Source organism: Geodermatophilus sp. SYSU D00705 (assembly GCF_054050135.1).
This window is the reverse complement of the sequence record NZ_JBJGYT010000001.1, coordinates 221,942-243,652: the sequence shown is the minus strand read 5'-3', so window position 1 is coordinate 243,652 and position 21,711 is coordinate 221,942. Positions and strand designations below refer to the sequence as shown.

The 21,711-nt window shown below is 76.4% G+C and carries 20 protein-coding genes, 1 pseudogene and 1 riboswitch; of the genes and pseudogenes, 12 read left to right on the top strand and 9 right to left on the bottom strand.

Annotation, left to right across the window (positions count from 1 at the left end):
- Positions 1 to 82 precede the first annotated feature (82 nt).
- Both cobN and ACI78Q_RS01100 read right to left on the bottom strand, forming a co-directional pair.
- The gene (gene cobN / locus ACI78Q_RS01105) at positions 83 to 3,688 is read right to left on the bottom strand and encodes a cobaltochelatase subunit CobN (RefSeq protein ID WP_456921457.1); all 3,606 of its coding nucleotides are present in this window, start codon (positions 3,686 to 3,688) and stop codon (positions 83 to 85) included.
- Between the two features lie 55 nt (positions 3,689 to 3,743).
- Positions 3,744 to 3,808: riboswitch (cobalamin riboswitch) on the bottom strand.
- Positions 3,809 to 3,883: 75 nt separating this feature from the next.
- Positions 3,884 to 4,513 (bottom strand): TetR/AcrR family transcriptional regulator, encoded by a 630-nt coding sequence (locus ACI78Q_RS01100; RefSeq protein ID WP_456921456.1) that lies wholly within the window; start codon positions 4,511 to 4,513, stop codon positions 3,884 to 3,886.
- 60 nt (positions 4,514 to 4,573) lie between these two features.
- Here ACI78Q_RS01100 and ACI78Q_RS01095 point away from each other — a divergent pair, with 60 nt between their 5' ends.
- The 3 genes from ACI78Q_RS01095 to ACI78Q_RS01085 are packed head-to-tail and all read left to right on the top strand — an operon-like array spanning position 4,574 to position 6,464.
- Positions 4,574 to 5,281: a hemerythrin domain-containing protein gene (locus ACI78Q_RS01095; protein WP_456921455.1), complete on the top strand. Its 708-nt coding sequence runs from the start codon at positions 4,574 to 4,576 to the stop codon at positions 5,279 to 5,281.
- Entirely contained in the window at positions 5,278 to 5,739 is a 462-nt protein-coding gene (locus tag ACI78Q_RS01090) for a nitroreductase/quinone reductase family protein (protein WP_456921454.1), read from the top strand. The genes ACI78Q_RS01095 and ACI78Q_RS01090 overlap by 4 nt, the downstream gene beginning before the upstream one ends.
- 20 nt (positions 5,740 to 5,759) lie before the next feature.
- Positions 5,760 to 6,464: a methyltransferase domain-containing protein gene (locus ACI78Q_RS01085; RefSeq protein ID WP_456921452.1), complete on the top strand. Its 705-nt coding sequence runs from the start codon at positions 5,760 to 5,762 to the stop codon at positions 6,462 to 6,464.
- A 263-nt stretch (positions 6,465 to 6,727) separates the two neighbouring features.
- On the opposite strand, the pseudogene ACI78Q_RS01080 reads toward ACI78Q_RS01085, so the two are convergent.
- Together ACI78Q_RS01080 and ACI78Q_RS01075 are read right to left on the bottom strand one after the other, a co-directional pair.
- Positions 6,728 to 7,423: pseudogene (locus ACI78Q_RS01080) on the bottom strand (TIGR04222 domain-containing membrane protein); the annotation flags it as partial.
- A 72-nt stretch (positions 7,424 to 7,495) separates the two neighbouring features.
- Positions 7,496 to 7,825 carry a tetratricopeptide repeat protein gene (locus ACI78Q_RS01075; RefSeq protein ID WP_456921451.1) on the bottom strand — a complete coding sequence of 110 codons (330 nt, stop codon included), beginning with the start codon at positions 7,823 to 7,825 and terminating at the stop codon, positions 7,496 to 7,498.
- Positions 7,826 to 7,946: 121 nt separating this feature from the next.
- Between ACI78Q_RS01075 and ACI78Q_RS01070 the strand changes: the two genes are divergently transcribed.
- The 6 genes from ACI78Q_RS01070 (at position 7,947) to ACI78Q_RS01045 (ending at position 14,642) form a co-directional block, all read left to right on the top strand.
- Complete coding sequence (locus ACI78Q_RS01070; protein WP_456921450.1) at positions 7,947 to 8,657, top strand: DUF4383 domain-containing protein; 711 nt, start codon at positions 7,947 to 7,949, stop codon at positions 8,655 to 8,657.
- Positions 8,658 to 8,693: 36 nt separating this feature from the next.
- Positions 8,694 to 9,857, top strand: a complete 1,164-nt coding sequence (gene cobG / locus ACI78Q_RS01065) for a precorrin-3B synthase (protein ID WP_456921449.1) — start codon at positions 8,694 to 8,696, stop codon at positions 9,855 to 9,857.
- Positions 9,857 to 10,477: a precorrin-8X methylmutase gene (locus ACI78Q_RS01060; protein ID WP_456921447.1), complete on the top strand. Its 621-nt coding sequence runs from the start codon at positions 9,857 to 9,859 to the stop codon at positions 10,475 to 10,477. Before cobG ends, ACI78Q_RS01060 begins: the two co-directional genes overlap by 1 nt.
- Before the next feature lie 74 nt (positions 10,478 to 10,551).
- Positions 10,552 to 12,057, top strand: coding sequence for a precorrin-2 C(20)-methyltransferase (locus ACI78Q_RS01055; protein WP_456921446.1), 1,506 nt, complete (start codon positions 10,552 to 10,554; stop codon positions 12,055 to 12,057).
- 129 nt (positions 12,058 to 12,186) lie between these two features.
- Positions 12,187 to 13,356: a pre-mycofactocin synthase MftD gene (mftD, locus tag ACI78Q_RS01050; protein WP_456921445.1), complete on the top strand. Its 1,170-nt coding sequence runs from the start codon at positions 12,187 to 12,189 to the stop codon at positions 13,354 to 13,356.
- A 59-nt stretch (positions 13,357 to 13,415) separates the two neighbouring features.
- Complete coding sequence (locus tag ACI78Q_RS01045; protein WP_456921444.1) at positions 13,416 to 14,642, top strand: MFS transporter; 1,227 nt, start codon at positions 13,416 to 13,418, stop codon at positions 14,640 to 14,642.
- 4 nt (positions 14,643 to 14,646) lie between these two features.
- Here the strand turns inward: ACI78Q_RS01045 and ACI78Q_RS01040 are convergent, their stop codons facing one another.
- Positions 14,647 to 15,138, bottom strand: a complete 492-nt coding sequence (locus ACI78Q_RS01040; RefSeq protein WP_456921443.1) for an FBP domain-containing protein — start codon at positions 15,136 to 15,138, stop codon at positions 14,647 to 14,649.
- Between the two features lie 605 nt (positions 15,139 to 15,743).
- Between ACI78Q_RS01040 and ACI78Q_RS01035 the strand changes: the two genes are divergently transcribed.
- Positions 15,744 to 16,136, top strand: coding sequence for a hypothetical protein (locus ACI78Q_RS01035; protein ID WP_456921441.1), 393 nt, complete (start codon positions 15,744 to 15,746; stop codon positions 16,134 to 16,136).
- A gap of 1 nt (position 16,137) precedes the next feature.
- Here the strand turns inward: ACI78Q_RS01035 and ACI78Q_RS01030 are convergent, their stop codons facing one another.
- A complete protein-coding gene (locus ACI78Q_RS01030) occupies positions 16,138 to 16,863 on the bottom strand; it encodes a cobalt-precorrin-6A reductase (protein ID WP_456921440.1) in 726 nt (241 codons plus the stop codon).
- Positions 16,864 to 16,889: 26 nt separating this feature from the next.
- Here ACI78Q_RS01030 and ACI78Q_RS01025 point away from each other — a divergent pair, with 26 nt between their 5' ends.
- Positions 16,890 to 17,981 (top strand): cobalt-precorrin-5B (C(1))-methyltransferase, encoded by a 1,092-nt coding sequence (locus tag ACI78Q_RS01025; protein WP_456921439.1) that lies wholly within the window; start codon positions 16,890 to 16,892, stop codon positions 17,979 to 17,981.
- A 44-nt stretch (positions 17,982 to 18,025) separates the two neighbouring features.
- Here ACI78Q_RS01025 and cobM read toward each other — a convergent pair whose 3' ends face one another.
- The 3 genes from cobM to def all read right to left on the bottom strand — a co-directional run bounded on the left by cobM (position 18,026) and on the right by def (position 20,614).
- Positions 18,026 to 18,766 (bottom strand): precorrin-4 C(11)-methyltransferase, encoded by a 741-nt coding sequence (gene cobM, locus ACI78Q_RS01020; RefSeq protein ID WP_456921438.1) that lies wholly within the window; start codon positions 18,764 to 18,766, stop codon positions 18,026 to 18,028.
- The gene (gene cbiE, locus ACI78Q_RS01015) at positions 18,763 to 19,977 is read right to left on the bottom strand and encodes a precorrin-6y C5,15-methyltransferase (decarboxylating) subunit CbiE (RefSeq protein WP_456921437.1); all 1,215 of its coding nucleotides are present in this window, start codon (positions 19,975 to 19,977) and stop codon (positions 18,763 to 18,765) included. The genes cobM and cbiE overlap by 4 nt, the downstream gene beginning before the upstream one ends.
- Positions 19,978 to 20,056: 79 nt before the next feature.
- A complete protein-coding gene (gene def / locus ACI78Q_RS01010; RefSeq protein ID WP_456921436.1) occupies positions 20,057 to 20,614 on the bottom strand; it encodes a peptide deformylase in 558 nt (185 codons plus the stop codon).
- Between the two features lie 52 nt (positions 20,615 to 20,666).
- On the opposite strand from def, the gene ACI78Q_RS01005 reads away from it, so the two are divergent.
- Complete coding sequence (locus tag ACI78Q_RS01005) at positions 20,667 to 21,629, top strand: cobalamin biosynthesis protein (RefSeq protein ID WP_456921435.1); 963 nt, start codon at positions 20,667 to 20,669, stop codon at positions 21,627 to 21,629.
- Positions 21,630 to 21,711: the final 82 nt, after the last annotated feature.

Genomic DNA, 21,711 nt, shown 5'->3' with positions numbered 1-21,711 from the left:
GTGTTCTCTGCCGTGCCCATCAGTCGTCCGAGGATGCTCATGCCGGAGGACTACCCGGCACGGCCCGCGGTGATGCGCGGGTTCAGCCGCCGACGCCCTGCTGAGCCGGGGTCTCGCCGCCCTCCAGGTCACCCTCGGTGTCGAGGTAGGCCTGCTGCAGGTCGGCCAGCAGCGCCGGGTCGGGCTCGGCCCACAGCTGCCGGTCGGCCGCCTCCAGAAGCCGCTCCGCGATGCCGTGCAGCGCCCACGGGTTGGCCCGCTCCAGGAACTCCCGGTTCTCCGGGTCCAGCACGTAGGTCTGGGCCAGCTTCTCGTACATCCAGTCGGCGACCACCCCGGTCGTGGCGTCGTAGCCGAACAGGTAGTCGACGGTCGCGGCCAGCTCGAACGCGCCCTTGTAGCCGTGCCGGCGCATCGCGGCCAGCCACCGGGGGTTCACGACGCGGGCGCGGAACACCCGGGCGGTCTCCTCGGTCAGCGAGCGGGTGCGCACCGACTCCGGCCGGGTGGAGTCCCCGATGTAGGCGGCCGGCGCCCGCCCGGTCAGCGCGCGGACGGTCGCGACCATCCCGCCGTGGTACTGGAAGTAGTCGTCGGAGTCGGCGATGTCGTGCTCGCGCGTGTCGACGTTCTTCGCCGCCACCGCGATGCGCCGGTAGGCCGACTCCATGTCCGGCCGGGCGGCGACGCCGTCCAGCCCGCGGCCGTAGGCGTAGCCACCCCACACCGCGTAGACCTCGGCGAGGTCGGCGTCGCCCCGCCAGTTGCGCGAGTCGATCAGCGGCAGCAGCCCCGCCCCGTAGGCGCCGGGCTTGGAGCCGAACACCCGCGCAGTGGCCCGCCGGCGGTCGCCGTGGGCGGCGACGTCTGCCTCGACGTGCGCCCGCACGAAGTTCTCGTCCGCGGGCTCGTCCAGCGCGGCCACCAGCGTCACCGCGTCGTCCAGCATGGTCACGACGTGCGGGAAGGCGTCGCGGAAGAAGCCGGAGATCCGCACCGTGACGTCGATCCGCGGCCGGCCGAGCTCGTCGAGGGGCACCGGCTCCAGCCCCGTCACCCGCCGCGACGCGTCGTCCCACACCGGGCGGACGCCGAGCAGCGCGAGCACCTCCCCGACGTCGTCCCCCGAGGTGCGCATCGCCGAGGTGCCCCACACCGACAGTCCGACCGAGCGGGGCCAGGACCCGGTGTCGGCGCGGTACCGCTCGACCAGCGACTCGGCCATCGCCTGCCCGGTCTCCCAGGCCAGCCGCGACGGGATCGCGCGCGGGTCGACGGAGTAGAAGTTGCGGCCGGTCGGCAGCACGTTGACCAGCCCCCGCAGCGGCGAGCCCGACGGCCCCGCGGGCACGTACCCGCCGTCCAGCGCGTGGAGGACGGCGTCCAGCTCGTCGGTGGTGCGCTCCAGCCGGGGCACCACCTCCTCGACGGCGAACCGGAGGACGGCGGCCACCTGCGCGTCGGCCCGGCCCAGGACCTCCTCGACGACGGGCGCGACCGCGTCCGCCGTCCAGCTGCGGGACTCCATGCCGGAGACCAGGGCGGCCGCGAGCGACTCCACCGCGTCGGTGTCGGCGCGCGAGGCGCCCTCGGCCAGGCCGAGCGCCTCCCGCAGCCCGGGCAGCGCGACCGCGCCGCCCCAGATCTGCCGGGCCCGCAGCATCGCCAGCACGAGGTCCACGCGGTCGGCGCCGGCCGGCGGGCTGCCGAGGACGTGCAGCCCGTCGCGGATCTGGGAGTCCTTGATCTCACAGAGCCACCCGTCGACGTGCAGGATCATCTCGTCGAAGTGGTCGTCCTCCGGCCGCTCGGTGAGCCCGAGGTCGGAGTCGAGGCGGGCCGCCTGCAGTAGCGTCCAGATCTGCGCCCGGACGGCAGGCAGCTTGGCCGGGTCCATCGCCGCGACGTTGGCGTGCTCGTCGAGCAGTTGCTCCAGCCGGGCGATGTCGCCGTAGGTCTCCGCGCGGGCCATCGGCGGCACCATGTGGTCGACCAGCGTGGCGTGCGCCCGGCGTTTGGCCTGCGAGCCCTCGCCCGGGTCGTTGACCAGGAACGGGTAGACCAGCGGCAGGTCGCCGATCGCGGCGTCCGGCGCGCAGGAGGCCGACAGCCCGACGGTCTTGCCGGGCAGCCACTCCATGTTGCCGTGCTTGCCGACGTGCACCAGCGCGTGCGCCCCGAACTCCGACCGCAGCCACCGGTAGGCGGCCAGGTAGTGGTGGGACGGCGGCAGGTCCGGGTCGTGGTAGATCGCGATCGGGTTCTCCCCGAAGCCGCGCGGGGGCTGGACCATCACCACGACGTTGCCCGCCCGCAGCGCGGCGAAGACGATCTCGTCGCCGTCCACGAAGAGCCCGCCCGGTGGCTGCCCCCAGTGCCGCACCATCGCGTCGCGCAGGTCGGCCGGGAGCGTGTCGAAGTACGCCCGGTAGTCCGCCGCCGGGATGCGCACCGGGTTGCCCGACAGCTGCTCGGCGGTCAACCAGTCCGCGTCCTGCCCGCCGGCGGCGATCAGCGCGTGCACCAGGGCGTCGCCGTCCAGGCCGGCCACGCCGGGCAGCGCGCCGGGCCCCTCGAACGGGCCGATGTCGTAGCCGGCACCGGACAGCGCGGCCAGCAGGCGGACGACGGACGCCGGGGTGTCCAGCCCGACGGCGTTGCCGATTCGCGCGTGCTTGGTCGGGTAGGCCGACAGCATCACGACGATGCGGCGGTCGGCGGGCGGCACGTGCCGCAGTCGCGCGTGGGCGACCGCCGTCCCGGCCACGCGGGCGGCCCGCTCGGGGTCGGCGACGTAGGTGGTCAGCCCGTCGGCGTCGGTCTCCTTGAAGGAGAACGGCACGCTGATCAGCCGGCCGTCGAACTCGGGGATGGCCACCTGGTTGCCGACGTCGAGCGGGGAGAGCCCGTCGTCGCTGGCCAGCCAGTCGGCGCGGCTCGAGGTCAGGCACAGCCCCTGGAGCACGGGCACGTCGAGGGCGGCCAGCGCGCCGACGTCCCACGCGCCGTCGTCGCCGCCCGCGGAGGCGGTCGCCGGCCGCGAGCCGCCGGCGGCGAGCACGGTGACCACGAGGGCGTCCGCGCCGCGCAGCGTCTCCAGCAGCTCGGGCTCCACCGAGCGCAGCGTCGAGGTGAACACCGGCAGCGCCCGGCCCCCGGCGTCCTCGATCGCGGCGCACAGCGACTCGACGAACGCGGTGTTCCCCGAGAGGTGGTGCGCCCGGTAGTAGAGGACGGCGACCGTCGGGCCCTCCCCGCGGGACGGCCTCTCCAGCAGACCCCAGTCGGGTGCGACCGACGGCGGCTCGAACCCCTCGCCGGTGAGCAGCACGGTGTCGGAGAGGAAGCGGTGCAGCTGGACGAGGTTGCCCGGGCCGCCCTGCGCCAGGTAGCCGTGCGCCTCGGTGGCCACGCCCATCGGCACGGTGGACAGCGCCATCAGCTCGGCGTCGGGCAGCTGCTCACCGCCGAGGACGACGACCGGTGCCGGGCCGGCCAGCAGCGGTGCGAGCAGCTCCTCGAACTGGCGGCGCACGCCGAGCAGCCGGAGGACGACCAGTTGCGCGCCCTCGACCAGGGCCGCGACCCCGTCGGCGTCCAGGCGGGCGGGGTTGCCCAGCCGCCAGCCGGCGCCGCTCGCGCGGGCGGAGAGCAGGTCGGTGTCGCTGGTCGAGAGCAGGGTGAACACCGGGCAGGTCCTCACTCGGGGTCCGCGCCCCGGGTCGTCGGGCACGGGCAGCGCCGAGTGTCTGGCTCCCCCGAGGGGTTCACAGTGGCGGGACCGCGCCGGACTCGCACCGGCTTCCTCGCTGCGCTGCCGTGATGCCGGGACGCTACCCGCCGCCGTCCGGCGCGCCGTCAGGGTGCGGCGGGCGCGGTCACGTCAGTCCAGCAGCAACCGCTCGATGGCGTCGACCAGGAAGTCCGCGTACTCCTCGACGGTCCAGCCCCGCTCCCAGATGAGTGCGACGGCCGGCGCGTGGGAGAACACGCCCCAGAAGACGTCGGCGGCCCGGTCGACGTCGAGCCCGGCGCGCAGCCACGGCTCGAAGGAGGCGATCAGCGCCCGGTCGTCCTGCAGCCGCCGGCGCTCGTACTCGGCCCACGCCGTGCCGATCTCGGCGTCGCCGGCGGCCGCGTCGGCGAAGACCCGGATCATCGGGACGGTCTGCGGCACGTAGTGGCCCGCCATCTCCCGGGCGGCGGCGAGCTTGCCGGCGCGGTCCGGCGCCGACAGCAGACGGACGAACAGGTCCCGCTGGGCCAGCGGTACCTCCTGGTCGTCCCCGACCACCGCCCGGTCGACGCAGGCCAGCAGCAGGGACGCCTTGCTCCCGACGCCGAAGACCGTCTGCACCGACACCCCGGCGGCGGCGGCGACGTCCTTCATCGTCGTCGCGGCGTAGCCCTGCCGGAGGAAGCAGGAACCCGCGGCGTCGAGCACCGCCGCCCGCGTGCGCTGCGCCTGCTCGGCCCGCAGCGGCGACCGGTAGACCCTCTTGCCCTCCGTCACTTTTTCACCCTAGCATCGCATCATTCGTTAGAGTTCGCATCTACTCAATGAGGAGTGATCGTGACCGCCACCGTCCCGCCCCTGACCCAGCTGGTCCTGCCCGGCCAGGCCGCCGCTCCCGAGGGGCCGGTCGACATCGCGCCCATGTACCTCATGCACCGGGCGTTCCGGCGGGACCTCGCCGCCTTCGCCGACGTCGTGCCGGCCGTGGCCGTCGACGACCGGCAGCGGTGGGGCCTGGTCCGTCGCCGCTTCGACTTCTTCGCGACCGTGCTGCACAAGCACCACCACGGCGAGGACGTCGGGCTGTGGCCGCTGCTCGCCGAGCGCGGCGCCGACCGCAGCGTCCTCGACGCGCTCGAGGCCGAGCACGCGGTCATCGACCCGCTGCTCGCCTCGGCCGCCGCGGACCTGCGGTCGCTGGCCGGCGGCACCGGGGGCGCGGCCACCCGCGACCGCCTCGCCGGCACCACCGCGCAACTGCGCGACGCCTTGACGGCGCACCTCGCGCACGAGGAGCGCGACGGGATGGCCCTGGTGCAGCAGCACCTCACGCAGGCGGACTGGGAGCGGCTGGACCGCGAGGTGTTCGCGAAGGACTACTCGCCGCGCGAGGTGCCCGCCGTCGCCGGCTGGGTGGCCTCGGGCCTGCCGGACGAGGTGCTGCGCCGCATGCCCGGTGCGGGACCGGTGCTCCTCGCGGTCGCCAAGCTCATGGCCCGCCGGTTCGACCGCCGTGAGGCCCGCGTCTTCGGGATCGCGCGATGACCACCGGGACCGACCGCGTGCTCACCGTGGTGTCGAAGTACGTGGCCCGGTGGCACGTCGCGCTGAACCGGCGCAGCGGCGGCCGGCTGGGCAACCGGTTCCGCGGCGGGGACGTCCTGCTCCTCACCCACCGCGGGCGGACGTCGGGGCGCACCTACACCACCCCGGTCCTGCACGTGCGCGACGGCGCGGACCTCGTGGTCGCCGCCTCCAACGGGGGCATCGACCGCGAGCCGCAGTGGTGGCTGAACCTGCAGGCCGACCCGCACGCCGAGGTGGAGGTGGCCGGACGACGGTTCCCGGTGGTGGCGACCCGGGCCGAGGGCGCCGAGCGGGACCGGCTGTGGCGGCTGCTGCCCCGCCTGCGGTTCGGCGGGTACGACGACTACCAGGCCAAGGTGAGCCGGCAGATCGCCGTCGTCCGCCTCCGGCCGGTGGAGGTGGCCGCCCGCGGGTGACTCGGGCAGGCTCGTCCGGCGTGGACCCGGCGCTGCGCCCCGGCGCGCAGGACATCGGCGCCTACCTGGTCAGCGCCCGGTCGTTCGAGGAGTACCGGGCGATGTTCGCCCTGTCCGACGGCGACCTCGCCGGCCGCGTCCTCGACTGCCCCGGTGGTGGCGCGGGCTTCACCGCGGGCGCCCGCGCCCGCGGGGTCGACGCGGTCGCCGTCGACCCCGTCTACGCCACCCCACCCGCCGCGCTCGCCGCCCGGCTGGCCGGCGAGCTGGAGCGGGGCCGGGCGTGGGCGCAGGCGCACGCGGACCGCTACGTCTGGGACTTCTACGGGAGTCCGGCCGGCCACACCCGGGTGCGGGCGGAGGCGGCGCGGGCCTTCGCCGCCGACCGCGCCGCCGCACCCGGCCGGTACGTCTGCGCGGCGCTGCCCGCGCTGCCGTTCCGCGACGGCGCGTTCGACCTCGTCCTCTCCTCCCACCTGCTGTTCACCTACGCCGACCGCCTCGACCCCGCGTTCCACCTCGCGGCCCTGCGGGAGCTCGCGAGGGTCAGCCGCGGTCAAGTGCGGGTCTACCCGCTGGTCGACCAGGCGGGCCGCCCGCTGCCCGACCTGCTCGCCGGGCTGCTGGCCGACCTCGCCACGGCCGGCGTCGCGGCGGAGGTCCGCGACGTCGGGTACGAGTTCCAGCGCGGCGCCCGCTCCCTGCTGCGGCTCGCGAGGAGCTGAGTGCGGCGGCAAGGTGATCTGTGCGTGGGAGATCCGGCCCGGTGGGGTGCTCTTGCGGTGTTCTGCCCACTCTGGCGGTGCTGCATGACCGCAAGAGAGTGCGGGACACCGCAGGAGTCGGCCCCAGGGCGGGATACCGAGGGACTGCGCGACGTTCCCACCCGGACGTCACCTTGCTGCCGAGCTCCCGAGGAGCTGACGGGCGACCCGTCCCCGAGAGCGTCGGACACCCGTGCCCGCAGCCGCAGGTACAGCTCGGCCGGTCAGCAGGCACCCCCGCCGCCGTCACCACCTCCGCCGAACCCGCAGTCGCCGCCGCCGAAGCCGGCGAAGCCGCCGCTGGCGAAGCCGCCGCCGGTGCCCAAGTGCAGCCCGCTGCCGCGCACCTCGGCAACGGGCGGCCCCGCGTTCCCCGCCACCGGGGGGAGCGCCGGGCGGGGCGGCTCGACGAGCGCGGCGCGCAGCTCCCGGTCGGGCACCGCGCCCGGCCCGGACAGCGCCACGAGCAGGGCACTCGTCCCACCGACGACGAGACGGGCCGGCAGGTCGTGGCGGACCTCCCGCAGCGTGCGCCGCCCGGCCCGGGTGCAGGTGGGGGTCCAGGGCCGCCGCCGGGCAGCGGGGTCCCCGGCGCCGCGCACCAGCAGGCCGGCGTCCTCCAGCTGCCGCCCGAACGTCGCGAGGCGGCCGTCGGAGCGCACCCGCCAGTACACGCCGTCGACCGAGCGGCGCCCGCGACCGGCGGCGTCCAGCACCGCGGCCTCGACCGGGTGGCGGGGACGGTGCGCGACGACGTGCAGCTCACCGCCTGGCTGCCCGACGCGCATGCGCCGGCTCTCGACGAGCGCGACGACGGCGGTCTCGACGACCCGGCGCGGCCCGCCGGCCAGCCAGGCGATCCCGTACACGTCGAGGGCGACGGAGGGGGTGCGCACACCGGTCATCTCGGCGTCCTCTCGCGCGGCGCGGCGCCCGTGCCGCGGGAGGAGACGGTCGCACGGAGCGGACCGGCGCGGCCAGTGCCCGAGGCGTCAGTCGGCGCCGAGGGCGTCGGCCATCCGGTGGTGCGGCACGGCCTCGTCGCCGCGGCTCTGCCGCTCCAGCGTGCGCGCCAGCGCCCGCCGGGCCCAGCCGTTGGCCGGGGCCGCCTCGACCAGCCGGGTCAGCGTCTCCTCGGCGCGGCCGAGCTGCGCGGAGCCGAAGTAGGCCCGCGCGAGCAGCTCGAGCGCCGCCTGGTTGCCCGGCTCCGCCTCGACGACGGGCACCAGGACCTTCGCGGCCTCGATCGGCTGCCCCATGGAGAGGAACAGGTCGGCGCGGAGGAACTCGGAGTGCAGGTCGATCTCGAACGGACGGCTCATGCCGGGATCAACGGCGCGCACGCCCCCGGGCTTCCCGCGGACGACGAGCGGGGCCCGACCGCATCCACGGGCGCGCCGGAGGCGAAGAATGGACACCGTCCCACGTCTCTCGGAGCCCCCCATGGCACTGCGACTGCACCTCCCCCACCGCACGGAGCACCGCACCGAGCACCCGACCGAGGACCGTCCCGGCCCTGGCGCCCGCGTCTTCGCCGTGCAACGCACCGGCGCCGTCGTCGTGGCGCTGTTCCTGCTGGTCTTCGGCATCCTCGGGTTCGCCGGCGGCCTGGACTTCTTCTCCACCGACGGCGAGCGCATCCTCGGCCTGTCGTCCAACGGCCTGCTGTCGACCATCTCGGTCGTCGTGGCGGTCGTCCTGCTCGTCGCCGCGGCCCGCAGCCCACGGACCGCCTCGACGGTGATGATCGTCGTCGGGGTGCTGTTCCTGCTCTCCGGCCTGGTCAACCTGGCGGTGCTGCGGACGTCGTTCAACATCCTCGCGTTCGAGTTCGAGAACGTCGCCTTCTCCTTCGTCGTCGGCCTCCTCCTGCTGGTGCTCGGGGCCTACGGCCGCATCGGCGGGCACCTGCCCGAGGACAGCCCCTACGCCCACCCGCACCCGATGGAGGACGTCGTCGACGAGCACCCCTCCACTCCCGAGGAGTTCGCCGCCGAGCGGGCGATGCGGGACGCCGAGGTCGCCGTGGTCCAGCGCGTGGCCACCGACGACCAGCGGCGCCGCGTCGAGGCGATGGCCCGGGTGCACACGCGGGCCGACCGCCGGCGGGTCTGGATGTCCTTCGACGAGCCCGGCGGGCGCGAACTGCGCTGAGCCCACCCGGGGGCGGGCCGTAACCTCGCCAGCGCCATGACCGCCGCCCCCGCCCCCCGCCTCCGGGCCGACGCCTGCCCGGGGGCGCTGCAGACCCACCCCGCCGCCGACGGCGCGCTGGCGCGCGTGCGGGTCCCCGGCGGCCTGCTCGGTGCCGGCCAGCTGCGGGTCCTGGCCCGCGCCGCCCGGGACCTGGGCGACGGCGCGCTGGAGTTGACCAGCCGCGGCAACGTGCAGCTGCGCGGGCTGGCCGACGGTGCCGGGGCGGAGCTCGGGAGCCGGCTGGCCGCGGCCGGGCTGCTGCCCAGCGCGACGCACGAGCGGGTCCGCAACGTCCTGGCCAGCGCACTCACCGGACGCACCGGCGGGCACCTCGACGTCCGCCCGTGGGTGGCGGCGCTGGACGCCGGGCTGCGCGCCGACCCCGCCACCGCCGCGCTGCCCGGCCGGTTCCTCGCCACGCTGGACGACGGCCGCGGCGACGTCGCCGGCCTCGGTGGGGACGTCGGGCTGCTCGCCCTCGCGTCGGACGAGGTCGCGCTGACCCTCGCCGGGACCGACAGCGGCCTGCGCGCCTTCCCCGCAGACGCCGTCGCCCTGGCCCTGGCCGCCGTCTCCGCCTTCCTCGACGAGCGCGCCGCGCAGGGCGGCACCGCCTGGCGGCTGGCCGAGCTCGACGACGGGCCCGAGCGCGTGACCGCCCGCCTCTCCCGTCCGCGAACGGCGCCGGTCGCGATCCCCGGCGCCTCCGGCAGCGGGCCGGTCGGCGGGTTCGAGCAGGACGACGGGCGGATCGCGCTGGTCGGCGTCGTCCCGCTCGGCCGGATGAGTGCCACCCAGGCCGAGCTGCTGGCCGGGCTCGCGGACGAGGTGCAGCTGACCCCGTGGCGCAGCGTCGTCGTGCCGGACCTCGCCGAGGACCGCGTCGACGACGCGGCGGTCGACCTGCACCGCACCGGGATGGTCTTCGACGCGGACAGCCCGTGGACCCGCGTGACCGCCTGCGCCGGGCGCCCGGGCTGCGCGCGGTCGCTGGCCGACGTGCGGGCCGACGCCGTCCGGGCCGTGGCCACCGGCACGCTGCCGGCCGGCGGCGCGCGCCAGCACTGGGCCGGCTGCGAGCGCCGCTGCGGCCGCCCGCGCGGTGAGGTGGTCGACGTGGTGGCGACAGGGACCGGATACCGGATCGGGAAGGCCTGATGTACGAGTACGAGAAGGACGGCGCGGAGATCTACCGGCGCTCGTTCGCCACGATCCGCGCCGAGGCCGACCTCTCCGGCCTGCCCGACGACCTCGCCCGCGTGGCGGTGCGGATGATCCACGCCTGCGGGCAGGTCGACCTCGTCGCCGACCTCGCCTACTCCCCCGACGTCGTGGCGCGGGCGCGGAAGGCGCTGGACGCCGGGGCGCCGGTGCTCTGCGACGCGCAGATGGTGGCCGCCGGCATCACCCGCCGCCGGCTGCCGCAGGACAACGAGGTCGTCTGCACGCTCGGCGACCCGCGCACGCCCGCGCTCGCGGCCGAGCTGGGCACGACCCGCACGGCGGCGGCGCTGGAGCTGTGGCGCGACCGGCTCGACGGCGCCGTGGTGGCGATCGGCAACGCCCCCACCGCGCTGTTCCACCTGCTGGAGATGGTCGCCGCGGGCGCTCCGCGGCCGGCCGCCGTCCTGGGCATCCCGGTGGGCTTCATCGGCGCGGCGGAGTCCAAGGACGCGCTGGCGGCCGGCGACCTGGAGCACCTCGTCGTCCGTGGTCGGCGCGGGGGCAGCGCGATCACGGCGGCGGCGGTCAACGCGATCGCGAGCGACGACGAGTGAGCGGACAGGGGCGTGAGCATCGCAGCGAGGAACGAGCGAGGAGCGGAGCGCCCGGCGGGAGCGGGGGGCATCGAGTGAGCGGGAGGCTGTACGGGGTCGGGCTCGGCCCCGGCGACCCGGAACTGGTCACCGTCAAGGCGGCCCGGCTGATCGGCGCCGCCGACGTCGTGGCGTTCCACGCCGCGCAGCACGGCCGCTCGGTGGCCCGCGCCGTGGCCGCGCCCTACCTGCGCGAGGGGCAGGTCGAGGAGCTGCTGGTCTACCCCGTCACCACCGAGGCGACCGACCACCCGGGTGGCTACCAGGGCGCCATCGACGAGTTCTACGAGGCGGCGGCGGCGCGGCTGGCCGCGCACCTGGACGCCGGGCGCGACGTCGTCGTCCTCGCCGAGGGGGACCCGTTCTTCTACGGCTCCTACATGCACATGCACAAGCGGCTGGCCGGCCGCTACCCGACCGAGGTGGTGCCCGGGGTGACCAGTGTCAGCGGGGCCGCCGCGGCGGTCGGGCGGCCGCTGGTGGAGCGCGACGAGGTGCTCACCGTGCTGCCCGGGACGCTGCCGGCCGACGAGCTCGCCGAGTGGCTGGCCACCACCGACTCCGCCGCGGTGCTCAAGCTGGGCCGCACGTTCCCGCACGTGCGGGAGGCCTTCGACCGGGCCGGCGTGCTGGACCGGGCCCTGTACGTCGAGCGGGCGAGCACGACGCGGGAGCGGACCCTGCCGCTGGCCGACGTCGACCCCGCGACGGTGCCCTACTTCTCCCTGGCGCTGCTGCCCAGCCCGCTGACCGGTCCGCTGCCGGGGGCCGAGCAGCACGACGAGACCGCACCGCGCACCGGGGAGGTGGTGGTCGTCGGTCTCGGCCCGGGCCGCCGGTCGTGGACCACGCCGGAGGCCGCCGAGGCGCTGGCCGCCGCCGACGACCTCGTGGGGTACGGGCCCTACCTGGACCGGGTGCCGGTCAACCCGCGGCAGACGCGGTACCCCAGCGACAACCGGGTGGAGGCCGAGCGGGCCGCGCATGCCCTGGAGCTGGCCGGGCGGGGACGCCGGGTCGCGGTGGTCTCCAGCGGCGACCCGGGGGTGTTCGCCATGGCCGCCGCGGTGCTGGAGGTGGCCGGCCGGCCGGAGTTCGCCGGTGTGCCGGTGCGGGTGCTCCCCGGCCTGACCGCCGCGCAGGCCGTGGCCGCTCGGGTCGGCGCGCCACTGGGGGCCGACTTCTGCGTGCTCAGCCTCTCCGACGTCCGCAAACCGTGGGACGTCGTGGTCGACCGGCTGCGCCACGCCGCGGCCGCCGACCTCGTGATCGCGCTCTACAACCCCCGCTCGAAGGCCCGCCCGCACCAGCTGGGCGAGGCCCGCGCGGTGCTGCTGGAGACCCGCGCACCGGAGACCGTCGTCGTCGTGGGCCGCGACGTCGGCGGCCCGGAGGAGCAGGTCACCGTCACCACCCTCGGCGAGCTCGACCCCGAGTCGGTGGACATGCGCTGCCTGGTGCTGGTCGGCTCCTCGCAGACCCGGGTCGGCCCCGGCGGCGTCGTCTACAGCCCGCGCACCCACCCGGCGGCCCGCGGCTGATCCTTCCGCGGGCGAGAAGACGCGCGTGACACTCAGTGCCACCGACTGGCAGCATGCTCGCCGGACGTGGCGCGCGTCACCGGTTCCCGGGCGCGCCGGCCGTTGGCTGACCGGAGCGCAGGAGGACCCATGGCGAGCACCAAGGACTGGTTCGAGACCGTCGAGGAGGCGCAGCACCGCGCGAAGAAGCGGCTGCCGCGGTCGGTGTACATGGCGCTGGTCGCCGGCACCGAGAAGGGCCTGACGGCGAACGACAACGTCGCCGCCTTCGACGAGATCACCTGGCGGCCGCACGTCGCCGGCCTGTCGGCCAAGCGGGAGCTGGCCACGACGGTCATGGGCCAGGACGTGTCCATGCCCGTCCTCATCTCCCCCACCGGCGTGCAGGCGGTGCACCCCGACGGCGAGGTCGCCGTCGCCCGGGCCGCCAAGGCCGAGGACGTCGCGATGGGGCTGTCCTCCTTCGCCAGCAAGCCGGTCGAGGAGGTCGGCGCCGCCACCGACAAGCTCCTCTTCCAGATGTACTGGGTCGGCTCCCGCGAGACGATCCTCGCCCGGGCCGAGCGCGCCCGCGCCGCCGGTGCCAAGGGCCTGATCATGACCCTCGACTGGTCCTTCGCCTCCCGCCGCGACTGGGGCAGCCCGCCGATCCCCGAGAAGATCGACGTCAAGAACGCCCTGAAGTTCGCCCCCGAGGTGCTGCGCAAGCCGCGCTGGCTGGCCACCTACCTGCGCACCGGCGCGATTCCCGAGCTCAGCGTCCCGAACCTCGCCCTCGACGGGCAGGAGCCGCCGAACTTCTTCGGCGCCTACGGGGAGTGGATGGGCACCGCCCTGCCCACCTGGGAGGACGTCGCCTGGCTGCGGGAGCAGTGGGGCGGGCCGTTCATGCTCAAGGGCATCACCCGGGTCGACGACGCCCGCCGCGCGGTCGACGCCGGCGTCAGCGCCATCTCGGTGTCCACCCACGGCGGCAACAACCTCGACGGCACCCCCGGCGCCATCCGGTCGCTGCCGGCCATCGCCGACGCGGTCGGCGACCAGGTCGAGGTCGTGCTGGACGGCGGCGTGCGCCGCGGCGGCGACGTCGTCCGCGCGATGGCGCTGGGCGCCAAGGCCGTGATGATCGGGCGCGCCTACCTGTGGGGCATGGCCGCCAACGGCGAGCGCGGCGTGCAGAACGTGCTGTCGATCATCCGGCAGGGCATCGACGAGGCGCTGCTCGGCCTGGGCAAGACGTCGGTGCACGACCTCACCCGCGACGACGTCGTCCTGCCGCCGGGCTTCACCCGCAGCTGAGACGCGCGACCCACCGGGTACCGGGAATGCGGGTCCGGCGGGAGGGCTTGCCACGTTGCGTGCCCTCCCGCCGACTGCCCAGGCCCGCCGCCTTCTGGACCGCCGCGACGCTGCTGGTCCTGGTCCTCGCGGCCTCGGGGGTGCCCTCGCCGCTGTACCGCGTCTACCAGGAGCGCTTCGGGTTCTCCGCCGGCGTCCTGACGACGGTCTTCGGCATCTACGCGATCGCCCTGCTCGGCGCCCTGCTGGTGGTGGGCCGGCTGTCGGACCACGTCGGCCGGCGTCCGGTCATCGTCGTCGGGTTGCTCCTCCAGGTGCTGGCCAGCGTGCTGTTCCTCGCGGCGGACGGCGTGGGCTGGCTGCTGGCCGCCCGGGTGGTCCAGGGGCTGTCGGTCGGCGCGCTGACCGGCACCCTCGGCGCGATGCTGCTGGACCTGCAGCGCCGTGACCGGCCGCTGGCCGCGATGCTCAACGCCGCGTCGCCGACCGTCGGCCTGTCCCTCGGCGCGGTCGGCGCCGGGGTGCTGGTCGAGTACGCCCCGCACCCGACCCGGTGGGTCTTCGCCGCGCTCGCGGTCGCCTTCCTCGTCGCCACCGCGGTCGTCGCCCTGCTGCCGGAGACCTCGCCGCGGACGCCGGGGGCGCTGGCCTCGCTGCGCCCGCAGGTGCGGGTGCCCCGCGCGCACCGGCCGCCCTTCCTCGTGGCCCTGCCCTGCCTGGTGGCGATGTGGGCGCTCGGCGGGCTGTACCTCTCCCTCGGCCCCTCGCTGGCGGTCGGCGTCTTCGGCGTCGACGACCACCTGGTCGGCAGCCTGCTCATCCTCGCCATGCAGGGCACCGGCGCGATCGGCTCGATCACGATGTGGCGGGTCCGCCCGCACCGGTCGATGCTGACCGGCGCCCTGCTGTTCGTGCTCGGCGTTTGCACGACCATCACCGCGCTGGGCACCGGCTCGCTGCTGCTGTTCTTCGTCGCCTCGGTGATCTCCGGCTTCGGCTTCGGCTCGGCGTTCCTCGGCGCGATGGGCACCATCACCGCCGGCGTCGCACCCGGCGACCGCGCGGGGCTGCTCTCCAGCGTCTACGTCGTCGGCTACCTCGCGTTCAGCGTGCCGGCGATCGTCGCGGGGCTGGCCGCCGGCGAGGTGGGGCTGCGGCCGACCGCCGAGGTCTACGGCGCGGTGCTCGTCGTCCTGGCCCTCACCGCGGTGGCCGGCCTGCTGCGCCGGCGCCGCGCGCAGCGCCGGCTCTCCTCCGTGGAGCAGTGCGAGCCGGTCGCCGCCTAGCAGGTCAGCGGCGGACGGCGGCGACGAAGCCCACCACCCGCTCACGCAGCTCCGCCGCCCGCTCGGCGACCACGTCGGCCGGGTCGCGGTCCTGCAGCCACGGCGGGATCTCGGTCCGGACCCGGTGCGAGCAGGCGAGGTCGGCGCAGATGTAGGTGCCGACGGTGTTGCCGTTGCGCCCGGCCTCACCCACCCGCCTGGCGGTGAACAGCGAGACCGCGTCCCCCGGCTGCGCCGTCTGGCACAGCAGGCACATGGCCGCCGTCCGGCTGGACATGCGGGTGTCGGCGGCACGGACGGCGATGCCCAGCGGCCGCTCGTCGACCTCCAGCACGAGGTACCCGCGCAGCGGCGCCTTGGGGTCGCGCCAGCCCAGCACCTCCAGCTGCGCCCAGTCGAGGTCCGCGAAGCCCGGCGGCAGGGTCAGGCCGTCGGCCTCCCCGCGGGAGCAGTTGGCGAACGAGCGCCGCACCTGTCGTTCGGTCAGCGCCTGCACCGTTCCTGCTCCCCACCTCGTCGGACTGCCGGCGGACATCCTGCGGGACGACCGCCGCCCGGTCAGCCGATTTTCCGGTCCAGCGCGGCCAGCACCTCGGCCGGGGTGGCCACCACGACCGCCGCGCCGGCGTCCGCCGGCTCGTCGTCCTCGGCCGGGCCCCAAGCCGGCGCCGATGCACGGCAGCCCGTGCGCCCCGGCGCCCCGCACGTCGTGCTCTCGGTCGCACGGCGACGTCGAGCAGTGCTCCGGCTGCGTGGTGCGCCCGGTCGGCCGCCACCGCCCGCGGGACGTCGACCGGCGGGACGCCGAGGACCAGCGGGAAGCCCGTCCTGCAGCGGCGGGCCCACCATCGCCCGCAGCTGGGCCGGCGTCGGCTCCGGCCGGCCGAGCGCGGCGGCGGCGACCCGCACGGAGGCATGGATGCCCGGCGAGGAGTCGACCAGCGTGCCGTCGAGGCCGAACAGGACGAGGCGGCCCGGCTCCGGACCCCCTGCTTCGGGGATCAGCCGATCGGGTCCGCCCCTCTGGTGGACACCGCCCCCCGGTGTTGCAATCTTCAAGCACCACCGCCCTCTGCCCCTGCCCGATCCCGGAGGCCTCCGATGACCCGGACCCGCGACAACGCCGTGGCGCGCCAGAGCTCGACCATCCGGCTCGTGCAGGCCGCGGCCGTCCTCTCGGTGCTCGTGCTGCTCTGGCAGTTCTTCACCGCCGGCCGGATGATCTCGGGCACCGACGCACTCTCCGGACACGGGACCGGTGCGATCGCCCTGCACGTCAGCACCGGGCTGCTGCTGGTGGCCACCGCGCTGCACGGGCGGCGGACCACCCAGTGGTGGCCGGCGGCGCTCACCGGGGTCACCTTCCTGCTGACGTTCCTGCAGGCCTGGCTCGGCAGCCACGGCCAGATCGCGCTGCACGTCCCGGTCGCCCTGGTCGTGGCCATCGGCATCGTGTGGGTGACGTCCTGGTCGTTCTGGCCCGCGAACATCTGAGTCACCGGAGCCCCAGCCAGGCGAGCGCCTCCTCGACCGTCGCCGCGACGGGCACTCCCCGCGGCACCGGCGGCCGGCGGACGACGACCACGGGCAGCCCCAGCTGACGCGCCGCGGTGAGCTTGGCCGCGGTCATCCCCCCGCCGCTGTCCTTGGTCACCACCACGTCGACGTCGTGCTCCCGCAGGAGCGCGAGCTCCTCCTCGACCGTGAACGGGCCGCGGGCCAGCACCACGGTGACCCTCTCCGGCAGGGGCGGTGCCGGCCGCTCGACCGCGCGCACGAGGCAGCGGCCGGTCAGTCCCGCGAAGGCCGCCAGCCCCTGACGGCCGGTGGTGAGGAAGACCGACGCGGAGCCGGCCACCGCCGCCGCGGCCTGGTCGAGCGAGTCCACCCAGCGCCAGTCGTCGCCGGGCTGCGGCGTCCAGCCGGGGCGCTGCAGGCGCAGCAGCGGGGTGCCCGTGGCGGCGGCGGCCGCGGCGGCGTGCGCCGTCATCGTCGCGGCGAAGGGGTGCGTGGCGTCGACGAGTGCGGCGACGCCGTCCAGGGCCGCCACCAGCCCGTCCACGCCGCCGAAGCCGCCGATGCGCACCGCACCCGGCGGCAGCCGCGGCTCGGCGACCCGGCCGGCCAGCGAGCTGACCACGTCGACCCCCTCGGCGACGAGGTGCCCGGCCAGCCGGCGGGCCTCCCCGGTCCCGCCGAGCACCAGCACCCGGCCGGTCACGTCGTCGCCCCGTGCATGCTGACCGGGTGACGGAGGCGGGGCGCGAGCGCGGCACGGGCCTGCGCTTCGGCTGGACGACCGGAGCGTGTGCGACCGCCGCGACCACCGCCGCCTACACCGCGCTGCTCACCGGCGAGTTCCCCGACCCGGTCTCGATCGACCTGCCCAACGACCGGCACCCCTCCTTCGCCCTGGCCCGCGAGCACCTGGCGGACGGCGCCGCGACCGTCGGCATCGTCAAGGACGCCGGCGACGACCCCGACGTCACCCACGGCGCCCTCGTGTCGGCGCGGGTCACGCACGGCGAGCCGGGCAGCGGGGTGGTGTTCCGGGCCGGCCCCGGCGTCGGCACGGTGACCAAGCCCGGGCTGCCGTTGCCGGTGGGGGAACCGGCGATCAACCCGATGCCGCGGCGGTTCATGCGCGAGCACGTCGCGGCGGTGGCCGCACGGCACGGCGGCACCGGGGACGTCGTCGTGGAGGTGGCCGTCGAGCACGGCGAGGAGCTGGCCCGGCGGACGTGGAACCCGCGGCTGGGCATCCTCGGCGGGCTGTCCATCCTCGGCACCACCGGCGTCGTCGTCCCGTACTCGTGCTCGTCGTGGATCGACTCGATCCGCCGCGGCATCGACGTCGCCCGGGCGGCCGGGCACACCCACGTCGCCGGGTGCACCGGCTCCACCAGCGAGCGGGTGGTCACCGAGCTGTACGGCCTGCCCGAGGACGCGCTGCTCGACATGGGCGACTTCGCCGGTGCCGTCCTCAAGTACCTGCGACGCCACCCGGTGCCGCGGCTGACCGTCGCCGGCGGCATCGGCAAGCTGGCCAAGCTCGCCGACGGCCACCTCGACCTGCACTCGGGCCGCTCCCAGGTCTCGACCGAGGCGCTGGCCGCCCGCGTGCGCGACGCCGGCGGTCCGGCGGAGCTCGTCGAGGGCGTGCGGACGGCGAACACCGCCCTCGACGCGCTGCAGCAGTGCCAGGCCGCCGGGCTGCCCCTGGGCGACCTGGTGGCCGCCGGCGCCCGGGAGACCGCGCTCGGCGTGCTCCGCGGGGCGCCGGTCGAGGTGGACGTCGTGGTGATCGACCGGGCCGGCACGATCGTCGGCCGCGCCTGAGCGGAGGCTGAGGGTGCAGGAAACCTGCGCCGTGAGCCTCCGCATCAGCGGGGCCGGGTCGTCGAGTAGAGGTGGCTGTCGGGGAACTGCTCGGCGCTCAGCACCGGCCCGACGACCACGATCGCCGTCCGCCGCACCCCGGCCGCCTCGACCTGGGCGGCGATGTCGGCGAGCGTGCCGCGCAGCACCAGCTCGTCGTCCCGGCTGGCGCGGGCGACGACGGCGACCGGGCCGTCGTCCCCGTAGTGCCCGGCGAGCTGCGGGGCGAGCTCGGCGATCCGCTGGACGGCGAGGTGCAGGACCAGGGTCGCGCCGGTGGCCGCGTACGCGGCCAGCTCCTCCCCCGGCGGCATCGGGGTCGAGCGGGCCGAGGTGCGGGTGAGCACCACGGTCTGCCCGACCCCGGGCACGGTGAGCTCCCGCTTGAGCGCCGCGGCGGCCGCCGCGAACGCCGGCACCCCCGGCACCACCTCGTACGGCACGCCGGCGGCGTCGAGCCGGCGCATCTGCTCGGCCATGGCGCTGTAGACCGACGGGTCCCCGGAGTGCAGGCGGGCGACGTCGAGGCCGGCCTCGTGCGCGCCGACCAGCTCGGCGGTGATCCGGTCCAGGTCCAGCTCGGCGGTGTCGACCAGCCGCGCACCCGGCGGGGCGGTGTCGAGCAGCTCGCGCGGCACCAGGGTGCCGGCGTAGAGGCAGACCGGGGCCGCGGCGATGAGCCGCGCGGCCCGCAGGGTCACCAGGTCCGCCGCGCCCGGACCCGCCCCGATGAAGTACACCGTCACCGCGTCGCGCTCCAGATCGTCACCGGCATCGCCGGCCGCCAGCCGGTGAAGGTCCCGACCGGCTCGGCGGAGGCCACCGACAGCCGGGTCAGCGACCCGCCCACCCGGGCCCGCCACTGCGCCAGCAGCGCCTCGCTCTCCACCGTGACCGCGTTGACGACCAGGCGGCCGCCGGGGCCGAGGGCGTCCCAGCAGGCGTCGAGCACGCCCGGCGCGGTCGCCCCGCCGCCGACGAAGACGGCGTCCGGCCGCGGCAGGCCGGCCAGCGCCCCGGGCGCCCGCCCCCGCACGACCTCCAGGCCCGGGACGCCGAGCCGGGCGGCGTTGTGCGCGATCCGCTCCGCGCGTCCGGCGTGCGACTCGACCGCGACGGCGCGGCAGGACGGGTGCACCCGCATCCACTCGACGCCGATCGACCCGGCCCCCGCACCGACGTCCCACAGCAGCTGACCGGGCAGCGGCGCCAGCCGCGCCAGCGTCACCGCGCGGACGTCGCGCTTGGTCAGCTGCCCGTCGTGCGCGTAGGCGTCGTCGGGCAGCCCCGGCACGGTCGGCAGGGGGACGGTGCCCGGGTCGGCGACGACCTCGACGGCGGTGAGCACGAGGGGGTCGGTCTCGGGGTGCGCCCACTCCGCGGCGAGGCCCTCGAACCGGCGCTCGTCCGGCCCGCCCAGCCGCGCCAGGGCGATCACCCGGCTGCCGCCGTAGCCGAGGTCCGCGAGCAGGGCGGCCACCCCGGCCGGCGTCCGGGTGTCGGAGCCGAGCACCAGCAGCCGGCGTCCCGGGGTGACGTGCGGGACCAGCAGGTCCACCGGGCGGCCCACGAGCGGGACGACCTGCGTCTCCTCTCCCGCCCAGCCCAGCCGGGCGCAGGCCAGCGTCACCGACGACGGGGCCGGCAGCACCGTCACCGCGCCCGCCCCGTGCAGGCGGACCAGCGAGGTGCCGACGCCGGAGAGCATGGGATCGCCGCTGGCCAGCACGACCACCCGGCGTCCGGGGTGGGCCTCCGGCAGCGCCGCGAGGGCCGGCGCCATCGGCGAGGGCCACGGGACCCGCTCGGCCGCCACGCCGTCAGGCACCAGCGCCAACTGCCGGGCGCTGCCCCGCAGCACGTCGGCGTCCTCGACCGCCCGCCGCGAGCGGGGCGGCAGCCCGTCCCACCCGTCGGCGCCGACGCCGACGACGGTGACGCGCCACCCCTCGTTCACGCGGTGTCCATGGGCGCGACTCCGACCTCGGTCCGCTCCTCGCTCGCCGGCGCTCGCTGCGATGCTCCCTCGGGCGTCGTCACGCCGGCAGCTCACCGCCGGGGCCCGCCGCCTCCGCCAGCAGCCGCTCCCGCTCCTCCTCGGGGAGCAGATCGACGTAGACCGTCCCGTCCAGGTGGTCCACCTCGTGCTGGAGGCAGCGGGCGGCCATGCCCGTGGCCTCGATCGACACCGGCCGGCCCGCCGCGTCCACGCCGTCCACCCGGGCGCGGAAGGCGCGCGGCAGCTCGGCGTAGGGGCCGGGCACCGACAGGCACCCCTCCTCGGTGACCTCCTCGGCCGGCTCGCCCTCCCGCGGCGCGAGGACCGTGAGCTCCGGGTTCACCACGTAGCCGACGACGTCCTCCCCGTCGGCGTCGGGGCAGTCGATGACGAAGACCCGCGCGTCGACGCCGATCTGGTTGGCGGCCAGGCCCACGCCGTCGGCGGCCTCCATCGAGGCGAACATGTCGAGGACCAGGTGGCGCAGCCCCTTGCCGAACTCGGTCACCGGCGCGCACCGGCGGTGCAGCACCGGGTCGGTGCCGTAGGTGACGATCGGCCGGGCGGTGCCGTCGTAACGGCCGGGCAGGCGCATGGACGCCCATCCTAGGGACGGCGCCGGCCCGCCCGGTTGGCACGATGTGCCGGTGCTGCCGCCCCGCGACCTGCCCACCGCCGCAGGGCTCGCGCTGGGCGCCGCGGCGGACCTGCTGCTGGCCGACCCGCGCCGGTGGCACCCCGTCGCCGGCTTCGGCCGGATCGCCGGTGCGCTGGAGAGCCGCGCGTGGCGGGACTCGCGGCCGGCCGGTGCCGGGTACGCCGCCGCGCTGACCGGCGGGGCGACCGTCCTGGGGCTCGTCCTGGACCGGGTCACCCGCACCCGCCCCGGAGCCCGCGGGCTCGTCACCGCCGTCGTGACCTGGAGCGTGCTGGGCGGCACCTCACTCGGCCGGGCCGCGACCGCCATGGCCACGACCCTGGACGCCGGGGACCTCCCCGCCGCCCGCCGGCTGCTGCCCACGCTGGCCGGACGCGACCCGGCCGGGCTGGACGGCGGCGAGCTGGCCCGGGCCACGGTGGAGTCGGTCGCGGAGAACACCTCCGACGCCGCCGTCGCCCCCCTGGTGTGGGGCGCGGTCGCCGGCCTTCCGGGGCTGCTGGCCTACCGCGCGGTCAACACCCTCGATGCGATGGTCGGCCACCGCTCGCCGCGGTACCTGCGGTTCGGCTGGGCCGCCGCCCGCGCCGACGACGTCGCCAACTGGCTGCCCGCCCGGGTGACCGCCGCGCTCACCGTCGTGACCGCCCCGCTGGCCGGAGGCACGGCCCCCGGCGCCTGGACCACGTGGCGCCGCTACGGCGCCGCCCACCCGAGCCCCAACGCCGGCCGGTGCGAGGCGGCACTGGCCGGGGCGCTGGGGCTGCGGCTGGGCGGCCGGAACGTCTACGGCAGCCGGGTCGAGGAGCGGCCGGTGCTCGGCAGCGGCCGGGCGCCGGCCGCGGGCGACATCGGCCGCGCGGTGCGCCTCTCCCGCGCGGTCTGGATCGCCGCCGCGGCCCTCGCGGCGAGCGGCCGGCTGCGCCGCGGGCCGCGCGACCGGCGCGGCTGAGGCGGGTGCCGCGGCAGCAGGCCCCGCGGCTCGGACAGGACGGGGAAGCCGCCCGGGTCGACGCGGGCGTGGCTGGCCGGCG

Coding starts and splice junctions, on each gene's coding strand:
- ACI78Q_RS01090 (WP_456921454.1), top strand. CDS start 5,278: ATGACCACCGGGACCGACCGCGTGCTCACCGTGGTGTCGAAGTACGTG.
- ACI78Q_RS01075 (WP_456921451.1), bottom strand. CDS start 7,825: ATGAGCCGTCCGTTCGAGATCGACCTGCACTCCGAGTTCCTCCGCGCC.
- ACI78Q_RS01070 (WP_456921450.1), top strand. CDS start 7,947: ATGGCACTGCGACTGCACCTCCCCCACCGCACGGAGCACCGCACCGAG.
- cobG (WP_456921449.1), top strand. CDS start 8,694: ATGACCGCCGCCCCCGCCCCCCGCCTCCGGGCCGACGCCTGCCCGGGG.
- ACI78Q_RS01060 (WP_456921447.1), top strand. CDS start 9,857: ATGTACGAGTACGAGAAGGACGGCGCGGAGATCTACCGGCGCTCGTTC.
- mftD (WP_456921445.1), top strand. CDS start 12,187: ATGGCGAGCACCAAGGACTGGTTCGAGACCGTCGAGGAGGCGCAGCAC.
- ACI78Q_RS01035 (WP_456921441.1), top strand. CDS start 15,744: ATGACCCGGACCCGCGACAACGCCGTGGCGCGCCAGAGCTCGACCATC.
- def (WP_456921436.1), bottom strand. CDS start 20,614: ATGCGCCTGCCCGGCCGTTACGACGGCACCGCCCGGCCGATCGTCACC.